Source organism: Frondihabitans sp. PhB188 (assembly GCF_003752365.1).
GTDB lineage: Bacteria > Actinomycetota > Actinomycetes > Actinomycetales > Microbacteriaceae > Frondihabitans.
The window spans coordinates 1-12,727 of the sequence record NZ_RJUO01000007.1 but is presented as its reverse complement, the minus strand read 5'-3'; the positions used below and the strand labels follow the sequence as shown (position 1 = coordinate 12,727).

Genomic DNA, 12,727 nt, shown 5'->3' with positions numbered 1-12,727 from the left:
ATCCGCCGAATGGCACCGGTTGCGCCGTCACATCTACGAAAAATCATTGCTACCTGTAACGGCGGTTCAGCCAGCCTTCTGGTAGCTCCGCAGATTCATACCCCACGGCCTACCTCACCGCACGGGTCGTCGAGCCACAGGCAGAGGGGGATCTAACGATTCGGCTGCTCAGGCCGATTGTTCTAGGTATGACTGTCTCGGGAGTATCCGCCGCTTCGGCGCTGACGGCGCGAACAGTCTCGAGCGGTGCAGCCAGAGCCAATCCTGCAGCCAGTCAACCGTTCGACTTAAACAGCTTCGTTCTGTCGACAGGTATCTCGGCCGATGCCGCTGAAAGCTTTCTGACCGGGGCGACGCGGCTTTCTGTGGCCTCAACGGACGCTGGCGGGCTCATTTCTGCGGCCGCAGCCTTATCCCATGCCAAGGTTCCAATGACGACAGAGGGGCTTCCTGACTTCGATGCCATTGTCGCTGCGGGAGGTCATGTCCAAGGGGCGATCCCCCCCGATGGCTCGCCGATGATCCAGAACGTCACGCAGAACGGGAACGTCACCGAGTACGCAGCCATCATCGACATGGGCGACGGAAGTGCACCGTTTCTCCTCAAAGGAGGAGACTCTCAAGCTGCGGCAGGAACGACCCAAAGCGACCGAGAGCAACTGCTCACGACTCTGAAAAGCGTGCTCGCTGATCTACCTTCCAGCCTGGAGCAGGCCAGGGCCTGGGCCACCGCCAACGCGTGGTCTCCCTATGGGGCTGAAGAGGAGGCTGCGCCGAGTAGAAGGCTCGACGCAACGGCGTGAAAAGAGGGGCCGGACATTTCTCCGGCCCCTCTTACGCTTTCTCCCCTAGGAAATGTCGACGAGGTACGCCAACCCGGTCACGATTCCGTCGCTGTTTTTCTGCATGTTGCCACCAATCACGAGACGTGAGTTCGTGCCGAACGCGCTCGAGATCCCGACGCGGGAACTGGTGCTGTTGTTCCCCAAGGGACCAATGGTTGTGAGTACACCCCACGTGGAGCCGGATTTCTCCGAGATGAATTCCCGCCCGCCGGCCGTTGCGGCGTAGTAGGGCGCACCGAGGATGATGCGGTTGCCATCAGGCGAGATCGCTCCCGAGTAACCAAGGCGGGCGTTCGTTGTATTCGTCAGGCTGAACGTCGCCGACCTCGTCCACGAGGTCGAATAGCGGTAGTAGTAGGCCATTCCTCCCACCGAAGTGGCACCGGCGGCGGTCGCGGCGTATGGAGCTGCCGCGAGAAGGCCGTTGTTATCGGCCGTGAAGGACAAGGCGCCACCGCCAAAACCAGGGCCACTGGATACCGTGGTTGCAGTTGAGGGGTCCACAATCGATGCAAGGGTCGTCAGACCCGTGGTTGTCGCGGTGTAGGAGTAGACGCGGCCGCTGACCGTCGAGGAGCCAGCCGCCTTGTATTGGGGTGCACCGACAGCTGCCCGGGTGCCGTCGGCCGAGAGGGCTACCGACTGACCCCCTAGAGCACTCGCGGAGCCACCCGCGACCACGGTCTTCAACGTCCACGTGCCGCTAATGAGGACGTAATAGGCGGCACCGCCTTGAGTAGTCGTTCCGCCAGCCGGCGCACCTGCGAGAATTTTCGTCCCGTCGTCCGAAATGGCGACAGAATTACCGAACGCGCCAGCATTCGCGCCGGCCGGTGCGTTGAGGCGAGCCGATTCTGCCCAGCTCGCGGCACTCGTTCGCTGAAAGACGTAGACGGCGCCAGTGCCTGCACCGTAGTTAGAGGCGCCGACAACAATCGTGTCACCGTTCCCCGACACATCGACTGCCGACCCGAAACTGTCATCAGCTGAAGCCCCGACGGTTTCTGAACGAACAAGTCGTCATCGACGGCAATGGAACCAAGATCCTGTCCCGACGATTCAAGAATCGAGAAACCGAGATTTTGACCCTGATGGGAGACGTCGCGGGCCTGCCGGGCGGAACAGAGGTCTCCTGGACGACAGACCTCAACCACGGCGGGACCGGGCTGCTGCAATCGCTGCTTGGTAGCCATAAGCAGCCTCTGCATTACATCTCCGGCCGCGCCATCCACCATGCCTCCGGCGCGTACCGGGGCGAGGCCAAGACCGACGCGAAAGACGCCGTCATCATCGCCGACCAGGCCCGCATCCGACGTGACGTGAACCTCATGCGCCAACCGGAAGAAGTCACCGTCGAGCTGCGACTGTTCTCTGCCCGGCGTGAGGACCTTGTGCACGACCGCACCCGCGCAGTGAACCGCCTCCGCGCTCTGATGGCCCACTATTTCCCGTCACTCGAGGCCGCGTTCAATTACGCGACCACACGCGGACCGCTGGTGCTGCTGACCAAGTATCAGACCCCCGCCGCCATCCGCCGGATGGGGGAGCGACGGCTGGCAACCTGGTTGAAGAGCCAGGACTGCTGGAAGTCGGCGACCTTGGCCGCGGTTGCCGTCAGTGCAGCCAACGAGCAGACCGCCGTCGTCACAGGTGAGGCCGCGGCCGCCCGCATCGTGAGCCGTTACGCCCACGACCTCCTCCGCATCCGCGATGAGCTCGCGGAAGTCGAAGCAGAGATGGACACAGCGCTCAAGGACAACCAACTCGCGGCACCGCTGATGACGGTGCCCGGGTTCGGCCCACGGCTGGCAGCCGACTTCCTCGCGGCCGTGGGCACAGACCTCGCCGCCTTCGAGAGCCCCGATCGGCTTGCGAGCTTCGCCGGCCTCGCCCCGGTTCCCCGCGATTCCGGGAAGATCTCCGGCAATCACCACCGCCCGAGACGTTACGACCGGCGGCTCTTAAACGCCTGCTTCCAAGCCGCATTCATTGCCGCCAGAACCTGCCCAGCCTCTAAATCGTTCTATGAACGGAAACGGCGCGAGGGTAAATCGCACAAGCAAGCCCTCATTGCCCTCGCCCGGCGGCGGATCAACGTCATCTGGGCCATCTTCCGAGACCAGACAACCTTCGACCCGACAGCAATTCCTGGCGAGTCCGCCTCCCAAGCAGACAGAACTTCGACGCTACGCCGTCGGCCGGGCGAACACTCCTGGTTATCTGCCTCATGAGGACGGGAATCAAGCTGACAGGCCCGGGTATGACCCGAGTGACAATCCCCTTCAGGGGGTCGGCAGAGACCAGTTATTCGCGTCCCCGCACCGCTTTGAGGACACGGAAGAAAATGATGCTCATGGCGAGGAGAACAACACCAAGCGCAACGGTGACGTAGCCACTGCCCTGACCCCGGATGGCTTGGAGAATGCCTGTTGCAAGAGCTACTAGCCCAACAGGTAGGGCGACCCAGGCAAGCACCCGAACGAACCGGCGGACTCGAGCAATAGCTGGATCGTTCGGAGTCACAGGCCCAGTCTGCGTTACAACCTGAGTCAGAACAAGAAGCGCAGGCTGATCACTCCAAGCAGCACGCTCTTATGGCTAAACAGCAGACCGATTCCGACGATGAGGAAGGCAAGGCTGAAGAGACCCACGACGACCGTCAGAACCTTTGCTGTCGTCGTATCCATAAGCCGAACTTAGCGACAACCGTGTCCCGGCACTAGCGCCAGAAGGCGTGCCATTGGCGAGGTCGACCGCGCCGCCATGAGAACCATGAAGGACTAGCGGTCGTCGGCCTGCGGCCTGCGCCGTGTTGCTGCGCTGCGCGCTTTTTCGCCTGGAAGCCTTCGGCAGCATACGGGCCTCCGCCGTCCACGCAAGCGGCAAGCCGCTGTCTCCTCCGACATTCCTGGCACGCGGTCGCTGCGCTCCCTTATTTCGCGCCAACAATCTCCCTCCGCCACCCTGCGGGTTGCCCTCCCGCCTGCGGCCCTGCCGGTACTTCGTACCTTCCAGGCGAAAAAGACGTGGGGGAGGGAGTGACAGTCAGGACCAACTCGAACGCCAGTTTCGGCTTGACAAACCTGATTGAGAATCACGGCAAAAAGAACGAGAGGGAAGAGGAAGAGCACATGAGTCAGCAGATCACCACCGTGACCACGTTCGTTCCGGTCGTCGGAGAGGGGGCGTTGCAGCGCCAGCTCCGCAAGTTGGGAGAGCGCGATAGCGACCTTGCGACGTTCGCGCGGAACGGGTGGGAACTCGCCCACACGGCCACGATCACCGGCCCGGAACTCGTGACGTTCGTGGACACCCTCACCCGCACCCGCGAGGAGTGACAGCAGGTGGGAGGGGACAACCACTAATTGCCCCCTCCCGCCTTCCATCCTCACCGATCAAGACCAGGAGCAGAAGCCATGACCACCACCGCCACCCCCACCAAGAAGACCACCACCCGCACGCCCGCTAAGACGATCGAGGAGAAGAAAGCCCAGGCCGAAGCCCTCCACAACTCCATCAGCGAGCAGGTTGAAGCCCTCCGCGATTCGGCCCGCTGGACCGCCTTTCTCGACTTCGCGCAGTCGTTCCACGCGTACTCGATTAATAACCTCCTCTTAATTCTCAGCCAGCGAGAGGACGCCTCCCGGGTTGCCGGTTTCTGCAAGTGGCAGAGCCTCAACCGTCAGGTTCGGAAGGGAGAGAAGGGCATCCGCATTTTCGGGTACTCGACCAAAAAGGTGACCGAAGAGGACGAGAACGGCGACGAAGTCGAAAAGCGAATTGCCCGCTTCCCCATCCTGTCGGTTTTCGATATCGGACAGACGGAATTGATCGACCCCGAGCAGGGCGACCCCGGCACCATCACCGCCCAGCTCACCGGGCCTAAGGATCACGGCATCGTGGACGCCCTCAGCGCCTACCTCACCGAGACTGGCTGGACGGTTGAGCGTTCTAGCCTCCCCGGGACCATGAACGGGGTGACGCGCCCCGAGACGATGACTGTCGTGATTGACGAATCCCTCTCGCCCGAGCAGGCCGCGAAAACGACTATTCACGAACTCGCGCACGTCCTCTTGGAGCACACCGAGGACATCGAGGAATACGCCGCACACCGCGGGCTGATGGAGACCGAGGCCGAGAGCGTCGCCTATGTCGTCGCGGGAATGGTCGGGTTCGACACCGCCGCCTATTCGGTGGGCTATATCGCCGGGTGGGCGGACGGGGATACCGAGCTGATCAAATCCACCGCCGCGCGGGTGCTCCGCACCGCGCACCAGATCGCCGGAATCCTCACCCCCGAGGAGGACGCCACCGACGACGCCGAAGACGCCGCCTAACCCATTGACCCAGGAGGGGCGGCCACGGCCGCCCCTCCCCACCCCGAGGAGGGAAGGAACTGTGATTATCAGCTATCAGCGCCCCGACACTATCGGCCAGGGGATCGACCCCGAGGCCCCCGCCCTCGACCTCAGCAGCAGCGCGACGACGTGCGGCGCGACGACGTACGACGTCGCCGGGGTCGAGTGGAGCTGCACCCGTGCACCGCACCCGGGCCAGGACACCCACCAGGCAGCCCAGGCCGTGACCGGCCAGCCCGTACCCGTCGTCGGTCTCGCCTGGGGACACCAGTACGCCACGGGCGAGAACACCGGGGGAGAGGCCGACGAGGCCGCCCCCGTGCACAGCGTCACGGTTACGGTCTCGTTCCCCGCCAGGGCTATCGGCGTCGACGTCGAGAAGATCCGCTCCGCGGTCCTCGACCTGTTCTGGGAGGGTGACGCCGACGATGTGCAGCTCGTCGCCTCCACCGCGCACGATGTCGCGGAGACGCGCGCCGCGGTGGCCGAGCTGGTTGACCTGGCCCAGCGCGGACACGAGGACTTCGAGCACCAAGCCGGATACGGCGACTACACGGCGGCCGATGGCGACGCGGCCCACGCCCGCTGGTACGCCGTGCAGCAGCTCACCGCGGAGCTGACCCGGCACATTCCCGAGGGCTAAGGGGCAGCCCCGGCCTGGCTGGCCGGGGCGAGGGGCTGGCCCCTCGCGCTCCCCTCGACAGGATCCGTGACGTCCGGGTTTCTTTACACTGGCGGTTATGGTCACCCCTCACCTGCACCCTGTCCCGAAGGACAGCCCAGCTGGCCGGTCGGGGGTGCGTGCGGGGTTTTCGTCGTCGTTCACGATCCGGGTGGAGTTGGTCGGGTCGGTACCGCCTGTGTGGCGGCGGTTCCGGTGCCCGTCGGATCTGCGGCTTGATGAGTTGCATCAGGTGTTGCAGACGGTGATGGGGTGGACGAACTCTCACCTGCACCAGTTCACTTTCGATACCGTCCCGGGTCGCCCGGCCGTGGTGGTCTACGACCCTTGTGACCCGTATGCGGAACCCGACCCGGGTGCGGTCCCGGAGGACACGGTGCGCCTTGACCGGGTACTGCGAAGCGTCGGGGAGACGGTGGAGTATCTCTACGATTTCGGGGACTCCTGGGAACACGTCCTCACCCTGGAAGACATCAGCGCTCGTGCCTCAGAGGACCGGGCGGTGCGGTGCCTTGCGGGGGAGCGGTTAGCACCCCCGGAGAACGTGGGCGGGATCGAGTCCTACGAAGACCTCCTCAAAGCCCTCCACCAGCCTGCCCAGTGGCGACACCCGGACATGGTCGAGGCCCTGGAATGGACAGGCCGGACGGGCAGGCCGGACACGTTCGGTGCGGACGACACCAACAAGGCTCTTGACCGTGACGCCCGGGCACGAGCAGCACTGGGACGGTTCGAGGAACATCAGTTGGGGAACGCAGCACCGGTGGTGTTGGCCGGGATCATGTCCCGGTTAGGGACGGATGCGCGCCTTCACCTGGCCGGGTTCCTCGCCGACACCACCCGGGACACCGCCGAACCGGTCACCCGTGAGGTGATGGTGCGCGGGACCCATGTCATTCAGGGGCTCCTGGACGGGGTCGGTCAGGAAGGTGTCACCCTGACCGCGGCCGGCTACCTGCCCCCGGCAACCGTGGCCGAGGTGATGGCCGTGGCCGACCCGGAGAACGTGTGGGTGGGGGCAAGCAGCCGTGAAATCGACATTCCTCCGCTGGCAGCCCTCCGGGAAGCCGCCACCGCTTTGGGGTTGACCTGGAAAAGCGGCGGCCGGCTGGTGTTGACGTTGGCGGGCAGGAAAGCGCGCCGTGACCCCCAGGTGCTCTGGGAGCACATTGCTTCCCGCCTGCCGGTGGAACGAGGGATCGCCGACCGGGAGATCGGGGTCCTCGGGCTGTTGCTGATCGGGGCAGACATCCTCCCGGGTGCCGACCAGTTCGGGGCCACCCTCAGCGCCCTCGCCGGGATCGCGGGCTGGCAGACAAGGACCGGGGCACGCATCGACGGGAGTACGGCGTTCCAGAGGGCGGAGGTGACCAGGCTGGTCCTGGAATGGGCATCCACCGGCGTCCTCATTACCTCGCACTACCCACGTCCGGGTGAGGCGGAACCGGTGTCGGTGCCGCTAGCCCGGGCGGCATTCGCCCGCTAACCCCCGGCCGGTCGGTGGCAGGGAGTGCGTATGCGTGTCGTAGGTTGCCGGTATGCCGCGTCTGATCCCCCTTCCCGACAAGGATGGCCGCCCGGGGGATTCACGGTTGTGGATCAACCCGAACCACATCGTCACCGCAGCACCCATCATCAGCAGAACCCAAAACAAACGCGGTGACGTGCTCGTGGTCGCAGTCGAGCTGAAGTTGGAGGGCGTTCCCACGATGCGGGCCTGGCTGGGGGAAGCCACCGGCCAGGCTGGGGCCGAGACCATCTGGCAGGGGTTCCTGGACCAGGTCCTCGGCCGCCCTCAAGAGCTGTAGGCGGGCGCACCGTGATGCCCGGGTCTGGATGGTGGCGCTGGCGCGCCTAGGGTTGGTAGCCTTGTGGTACACCCCCGGATGCTTCGGCTACCGGGCGCGAGGCCCCGCCGGAAGGCGGGGCCTCCGCTATTTCGGCCACGCGGCCGGCCGGTGGATACGGCCATGCATGTCGGTGAGCATGTCGGGCAGCTGGCTAGCGGCAAGGAGGCCATGCCGGATGGTGCGCACGTGGTCAGGTGCTGTCGCCAGAAGTGACTTCGAGGGCCTGTCCGTTGGCGAGATGAGGCCAATCTTCTTTCCCGCTTCGGTGCGGACAAGCCCAAACGCGTCCGAGAAGTCGGAATCGTTGGACAGCAGAAAGAACACGTCCGCGGCGTCTTTGAACGCGTCGACGAGCATGCGCGCGGCAAGGTTCACGTCGGAGCCTTTCTCTTCCGTTTTCCGCACCTGCACGGTGACGATTTTCCCGTCGGCGTCAACACGGACGGGGTGTTCGGGCATCCACCGTTTGTCGATTCGGTAGGTGCCTTCGTGGATGCTGACCCGGGGGATGGTGTCCAGGGCGCGGAGGTAAGCCTGTTGCCTGGCGGGGGAGTGCGGGTCGGTGCCGGTGGTCGCTTTGATCCGGGCGGTGAAGTACCGGACCCGGACGACGTCGAAGCCTGGGAGAAGAAGGTCGCTCATCTGGGCAATGTCGAGCCACTTCAGGGCGGGCTCGTTTTCGAGGACCCGCCGGTACAGGTTGAACCCGTCGATGTACACCGCAGCCCGCGGTCTGGGCTCTGTCGCCATAACTCGACTGTAGAGGGCACGCAGTCCAGGGCAGGACTGCCTGCCACACCCCGACCGTGATGCGGGCAGCGGGTGTGCCTCAGTGTGTGGGCATGAAGACTTCGGCCGACGGCGGGCCCCGGGGTCACCCGCGTGCCGTGGTTCGACACCTATCGGGACGTCATCCATGTCCCTGAGAACGCCAACATGGATGGTGACCCCGTGGCTGCCATTGCTGGGTGAACAGTTCCCGACGCGCCGAGACCGCAGCGGTGCTAACAACTCATCGCCCTGGGGATTGCCGTTGTTGTCGACGCGGTGGTGTGGGTGCAGGTGGTGACGAGCAGTCGTAACGGTGTCGTCCAAGTGGGTGGGCTTGTCGTCGCTCTGGGGGTGAGCTTCGCGGTCCCGCTCGCTTTCTTCTGGATATGGAAGGTCAGCAAAGATGTTGCGGCATGCCTGGTGGGCCCTTCGCCCGTGGCGGTGTCGGGGCGTATTTTGCGGTCTGCGTCGTACGGTGGGCGGGTGACCCGGTGCGACTCGTTTGTCCTTCATCAAGGTGTCGTGTACCAGTGCGAGCTTTCGCCTCACACAGATGACGTCGCCGATCACATGGCGTTGACCCGGACTCGCCCCAGGGCTCTTCGCATCGTTGAGCGGTGGGGTCTTTTGGTGTGGACCACGGCGATGGCCGACGAAGGATTTGACCGGTGACCCGCAGCGAACTGGAACGGTTTTGGTCGTTTGTCGTCAAAGGTCCGGAACGGGATGATTGTTGGTTTTGGACCGGTGCGATTTCCGACGACGGGTATGGCCGGTTCTGGGTCAAGCGGGACCGTGGGCAGCTGGCGGTCCGGCCGCAACGATACGCATACGAGCTCGCCACGGGGGAGCCGCTTCCCTCATCAACTCTGCTGCTGCATTCCTGCGACATCCCCATCTGCGTCCACGCCTCCGCGGACATGGAGGTGTCGCATGTGGCGCCGGGGACGCATCGGGAGAACATGCTCGACCGCGCCCAACGCGGCCGCTACCGCAACCGCGCCACCTTGCGCCTTAGCGACCTGCCCAGGCAGGTCCGAGTACAGCGCTCCCTCGATCTCCGCACCGTGATCCTCGAACACGGATGGCAACCAGAACTGATCAGCGCCGCCCTCCTCGGCGTCGAAACCACCCACCCCCGCCTCTTCTAGACTCGACAGGCAACTCCGACACCTAACGCTCGAGGTTCTCCAACCGGTACTCCGCCTGGTCGTGCTCTACGGTCAGGGCATGGTGCGTTTGATCCCGCTTCCGGACCGAGATGGCCGGCCCGGCGATGCCCGGCTCTGGATCAACCCCGACCACATCACATCCGTCGCCCCCATCGTCACCCGCGGTGGCGATCAGAACGGTGTCGTCTTCACGCTCGCTCTCGACCTAAAACTCGAAGGCCTACCCATGCAGCGGGCTTGGCTCGCGACCTGTCATACCGCGGACGAGACCGATAGGGAGTGGCAGCAGTTCCTTGACCTCGTCACCGGGCCAGTCGTACCCTAAACCGGGCCTGGCACCATCACATGACATAATAAATATTATTGGCGGTTGATGTGAGCCGGGGGAGACGTGCCAATCTCAGTCTGAGGGGCTCGTTCTCCTCGCCGACAGAGCCATCACGGCAACATCGATGATGTCCTTCTTAGACCCGACGGAGTGTTCCAGGAGGGCGTCGACGTCGCCGCCGGAGGCGAGAGTCGTGCTGGTCAGGTAGCTGCTGCTTGCCTTCTGGGTTCTCATTCGTAGGCCTCACGGGAGTTGGTTCCACGACTGGGTGCTTGGCGCCTCTCGAATCCGTCACGGAAGTCTTGCACCTACGTCCGCGTCCTCAGCCGCTTACGGCCTCGTCTCCGTCTGACCGGGTCACGACCGCGGGGCTGGCATCCGCAAAACGACCACCTTCCAGACATCATTAGATTTTCTAGCCTCCTGGCTCATAATGAGAACAAGTCTTCGATTCACGGCGATGACCTGGTCCCGATTCACGGCGGAACCGTTTGCTCCACCGTTTGATCCCAGGCTCGCAGGGGCCAGAAACGAGTTGAACTCATGACGCTTTCGCGTGCCGAAAAAGTGTCCTCGCCCTTTACCGAAGTCCGCCAGGTACATCGGGAACACACGCTGTGGGTTGTCGCAGTGTCGACGCTGTCAGCCTCGACTGTGATCATCGCCGCAGCTCTCGCGTGGCTAGAGGTGATCGCGTGAGCCCCGAGTTCGCTTCCGCGGACACGCAGCCTCTCAGCGTGGCCGAGTTGAACGATCTGATCGACGCAAACGCCGTATGAGCAGCTATCTCCGCGCTCCCGGCGCCACACCGGTACGCATCCACCCTTACCCGAAACGGTATGGTCGCAGTTCCTTCCCGCAGGAACGGAGCGACCGGTTGAGTGTGGCGGGGTCTCTGCAGGAACGATCCCGCCTCTCCTATCAAGGTGACAACGGACCCTGTTACGCGGACTTCTTTGCAGAAGCGGGCGCGGCCGTTCTGGGTTCGGATTTGAGTGCATGATCCGTTCCTGACCACCGAGGAGACGGAACACCGGGGGCGACATAGCTGAGAGAATGCACATGCCGGGTGGTGTCCTGAACCGTCCTGACCGTGGCACCACCCGGTTCACGTCCTGATCGCAGCCATGCAGAGTCGATGCGTGTCAGCGTGGCTCTGTACGTGCTTGGTTGCGTTTGCCTGTGGCCGATATCTCACGGCTTTCTCATTGGTGTTCGAAAGCTTGTCTGGTGATGCTCGGGGTCTTGGCCAAGACGAGAAGGTGACCATGACCCGTATCCCTGAACCCGACCACACCCCCGACGGACCTTTCTATGAGGGGCGTCTTCTGACGCGCACTAATGAGGAGGTTGTCGATCAGGGCATCGCTTTCGACCTGGGAACCCTGGTCAGTAGGCGCGGTGCGCTGAGCATTTTGGGCCTGGGACTGGGGGCTGCGACTCTGGCTGCGTGCACGACAGCGACCGGCACGACAACCCCGACAGCGTCCGCCACTGGGACAGCAACAGTGACACCCGCGCCCACGTCGTCTGCGACCGCGGATGCGTCGGTCACGGTGCCCGCAGGCGAAATCCCGGATGAGACTGCGGGCCCGTACCCGGGAGACGGGTCCAACGGCGCCGACGTGCTCGAGCGCTCCGGGATTATCCGTAGCGAAATCCGGTCAAGCCTTGGCGGTGGCGCCACCGCTTCGGGTGTGCCGATGACACTCACGCTGACGATCCTCGATCAGGCGAACGGCGACGTGCCGTTCGAGGGTGTTGCCGTGTATGTGTGGCATTGCGACGCCGCCGGCGGGTACTCGATGTACTCCGACGGCATCACCGAGGAAACCTACCTTCGCGGTGTGCAGGTTGCTGACTCCGACGGCGCCGTCACCTTCACGTCAATCTTCCCGGCCTGCTACACGGGCCGGTGGCCGCACATCCACTTCGAGGTGTACCCGAAAGCGGCGGCGATCACCGACTCCACCACCGCGATCGCCACGTCCCAGGTCGCCCTGCCCGCCGGGGTGTGCGACAAGGTGTACGCCCTGTCGAACTATGCTGGCTCCAGCCAGAACCTGGCCCAGGTGAGCCTCGCCACGGACAACGTCTTCAGCGACGACTCCGGCGTCCTACAACTGGCCACCGTGACCGGGAGCGTTACCACCGGATACAAAGTCGCCCTCGCCGCCCGGGTCGACACCAGCACCACCCCCACCGCCGGCACCGCACCCGGGCGCTAGAGGACCGATCCGAACCGGCGCCTCTTCCCCACCGCTAGCGGGCCGCTCGTTCGCGGCCGACACTGCTCGCATTATTGTGCTGCGGTCACGTCACGCACGGTCACCACGGCGCGAATGGCGGATGGGGGCCATGCGAAGCCGGCGTGACCTAGAAGTGGCGGCAGGGGTGAGCCTGTCGATCACGAGGCTGCGGGTGAGCACGTGGCGTTGACGCGGACAGCCGGCCACACGAGCCAGGGTCACGAGCGGTGGGGTCTTCTGGTGTGGACGACCGAGATGGCCGACGAAGGCTTCGACCGGTAACCCGGACAGAAGTGGACCGGTTCTGGTCGTTCGTCGTGAAAGGACCCCCTCGCACACGCAGGTTGCGCTCGTGCCCCGTTCTGGAAGTCCCCGATCGGGTGTCAGCACTTAGGGGGACACGTAGGATCGTGTTCACTCCCCCACCGGCGATGTTGCCCCCTCAGCGACACTGACCCGAATTCTTTTTCGC

General features: G+C 64.2%; 15 protein-coding genes. 11 read left to right on the top strand and 4 right to left on the bottom strand.

Going from position 1 to position 12,727, the window contains the following annotated elements; genetic code table 11:
* Positions 1-188 precede the first annotated feature (188 nt).
* Positions 189-803: a hypothetical protein gene (locus tag EDF46_RS18165; RefSeq protein ID WP_148061295.1), complete on the top strand. Its 615-nt coding sequence runs from the start codon at positions 189-191 to the stop codon at positions 801-803.
* Between the two features lie 45 nt (positions 804-848).
* Here EDF46_RS18165 and EDF46_RS17610 read toward each other — a convergent pair whose 3' ends face one another.
* Entirely contained in the window at positions 849-1,802 is a 954-nt protein-coding gene (locus EDF46_RS17610; protein WP_123507956.1) for a hypothetical protein, read from the bottom strand.
* A 5-nt stretch (positions 1,803-1,807) separates the two neighbouring features.
* On the opposite strand from EDF46_RS17610, the gene EDF46_RS17605 reads away from it, so the two are divergent.
* Entirely contained in the window at positions 1,808-3,076 is a 1,269-nt protein-coding gene (locus EDF46_RS17605) for an IS110 family transposase (protein ID WP_370454140.1), read from the top strand.
* Positions 3,077-3,394: 318 nt separating this feature from the next.
* Here EDF46_RS17605 and EDF46_RS18475 read toward each other — a convergent pair whose 3' ends face one another.
* Complete coding sequence (locus EDF46_RS18475; protein WP_158614323.1) at positions 3,395-3,532, bottom strand: hypothetical protein; 138 nt, start codon at positions 3,530-3,532, stop codon at positions 3,395-3,397.
* A 351-nt stretch (positions 3,533-3,883) separates the two neighbouring features.
* Here EDF46_RS18475 and EDF46_RS17600 point away from each other — a divergent pair, with 351 nt between their 5' ends.
* The 5 genes from EDF46_RS17600 (at position 3,884) to EDF46_RS17580 (ending at position 7,693) form a co-directional block, all read left to right on the top strand.
* Positions 3,884-4,183 (top strand): hypothetical protein, encoded by a 300-nt coding sequence (locus EDF46_RS17600; RefSeq protein WP_148061294.1) that lies wholly within the window; start codon positions 3,884-3,886, stop codon positions 4,181-4,183.
* Positions 4,184-4,261: 78 nt separating this feature from the next.
* Positions 4,262-5,182 (top strand): ArdC-like ssDNA-binding domain-containing protein, encoded by a 921-nt coding sequence (locus tag EDF46_RS17595; RefSeq protein ID WP_123507952.1) that lies wholly within the window; start codon positions 4,262-4,264, stop codon positions 5,180-5,182.
* A 61-nt stretch (positions 5,183-5,243) separates the two neighbouring features.
* Positions 5,244-5,846, top strand: a complete 603-nt coding sequence (locus EDF46_RS17590) for a hypothetical protein (RefSeq protein WP_123507950.1) — start codon at positions 5,244-5,246, stop codon at positions 5,844-5,846.
* A gap of 97 nt (positions 5,847-5,943) precedes the next feature.
* Positions 5,944-7,371, top strand: coding sequence for a plasmid pRiA4b ORF-3 family protein (locus tag EDF46_RS17585; RefSeq protein ID WP_123507948.1), 1,428 nt, complete (start codon positions 5,944-5,946; stop codon positions 7,369-7,371).
* A gap of 52 nt (positions 7,372-7,423) precedes the next feature.
* Positions 7,424-7,693 (top strand): hypothetical protein, encoded by a 270-nt coding sequence (locus EDF46_RS17580; protein WP_123507946.1) that lies wholly within the window; start codon positions 7,424-7,426, stop codon positions 7,691-7,693.
* A 126-nt stretch (positions 7,694-7,819) separates the two neighbouring features.
* Here EDF46_RS17580 and EDF46_RS18470 read toward each other — a convergent pair whose 3' ends face one another.
* A complete protein-coding gene (locus tag EDF46_RS18470) occupies positions 7,820-8,485 on the bottom strand; it encodes an NYN domain-containing protein (RefSeq protein WP_158614322.1) in 666 nt (221 codons plus the stop codon).
* 689 nt (positions 8,486-9,174) lie between these two features.
* On the opposite strand from EDF46_RS18470, the gene EDF46_RS18465 reads away from it, so the two are divergent.
* Both EDF46_RS18465 and EDF46_RS17560 read left to right on the top strand, forming a co-directional pair.
* A complete protein-coding gene (locus tag EDF46_RS18465) occupies positions 9,175-9,657 on the top strand; it encodes a hypothetical protein (protein ID WP_158614321.1) in 483 nt (160 codons plus the stop codon).
* Between the two features lie 79 nt (positions 9,658-9,736).
* Entirely contained in the window at positions 9,737-10,003 is a 267-nt protein-coding gene (locus EDF46_RS17560) for a hypothetical protein (RefSeq protein ID WP_148061291.1), read from the top strand.
* 75 nt (positions 10,004-10,078) lie between these two features.
* On the opposite strand, the gene EDF46_RS18460 is transcribed toward EDF46_RS17560, so the two are convergent.
* On the bottom strand, positions 10,079-10,240 hold the full coding sequence (locus EDF46_RS18460; protein ID WP_158614320.1) for a hypothetical protein: 162 nt from the start codon (positions 10,238-10,240) through the stop codon (positions 10,079-10,081).
* 309 nt (positions 10,241-10,549) lie between these two features.
* Here EDF46_RS18460 and EDF46_RS18455 point away from each other — a divergent pair, with 309 nt between their 5' ends.
* Complete coding sequence (locus tag EDF46_RS18455; RefSeq protein ID WP_158614319.1) at positions 10,550-10,705, top strand: hypothetical protein; 156 nt, start codon at positions 10,550-10,552, stop codon at positions 10,703-10,705.
* 569 nt (positions 10,706-11,274) lie between these two features.
* A complete protein-coding gene (locus tag EDF46_RS17555; protein ID WP_123507936.1) occupies positions 11,275-12,234 on the top strand; it encodes an intradiol ring-cleavage dioxygenase in 960 nt (319 codons plus the stop codon).
* The last annotated feature ends 493 nt before the right edge of the window (positions 12,235-12,727 follow it).

Coding starts and splice junctions, on each gene's coding strand:
- EDF46_RS17595 (WP_123507952.1), top strand. CDS start 4,262: ATGACCACCACCGCCACCCCCACCAAGAAGACCACCACCCGCACGCCC.
- EDF46_RS17580 (WP_123507946.1), top strand. CDS start 7,424: ATGCCGCGTCTGATCCCCCTTCCCGACAAGGATGGCCGCCCGGGGGAT.
- EDF46_RS18475 (WP_158614323.1), bottom strand. CDS start 3,532: ATGGATACGACGACAGCAAAGGTTCTGACGGTCGTCGTGGGTCTCTTC.
- EDF46_RS18455 (WP_158614319.1), top strand. CDS start 10,550: ATGACGCTTTCGCGTGCCGAAAAAGTGTCCTCGCCCTTTACCGAAGTC.
- EDF46_RS18165 (WP_148061295.1), top strand. CDS start 189: ATGACTGTCTCGGGAGTATCCGCCGCTTCGGCGCTGACGGCGCGAACA.
- EDF46_RS17585 (WP_123507948.1), top strand. CDS start 5,944: ATGGTCACCCCTCACCTGCACCCTGTCCCGAAGGACAGCCCAGCTGGC.
- EDF46_RS17560 (WP_148061291.1), top strand. CDS start 9,737: ATGGTGCGTTTGATCCCGCTTCCGGACCGAGATGGCCGGCCCGGCGAT.
- EDF46_RS17555 (WP_123507936.1), top strand. CDS start 11,275: ATGACCCGTATCCCTGAACCCGACCACACCCCCGACGGACCTTTCTAT.
- EDF46_RS18470 (WP_158614322.1), bottom strand. CDS start 8,485: ATGGCGACAGAGCCCAGACCGCGGGCTGCGGTGTACATCGACGGGTTC.
- EDF46_RS18460 (WP_158614320.1), bottom strand. CDS start 10,240: ATGAGAACCCAGAAGGCAAGCAGCAGCTACCTGACCAGCACGACTCTC.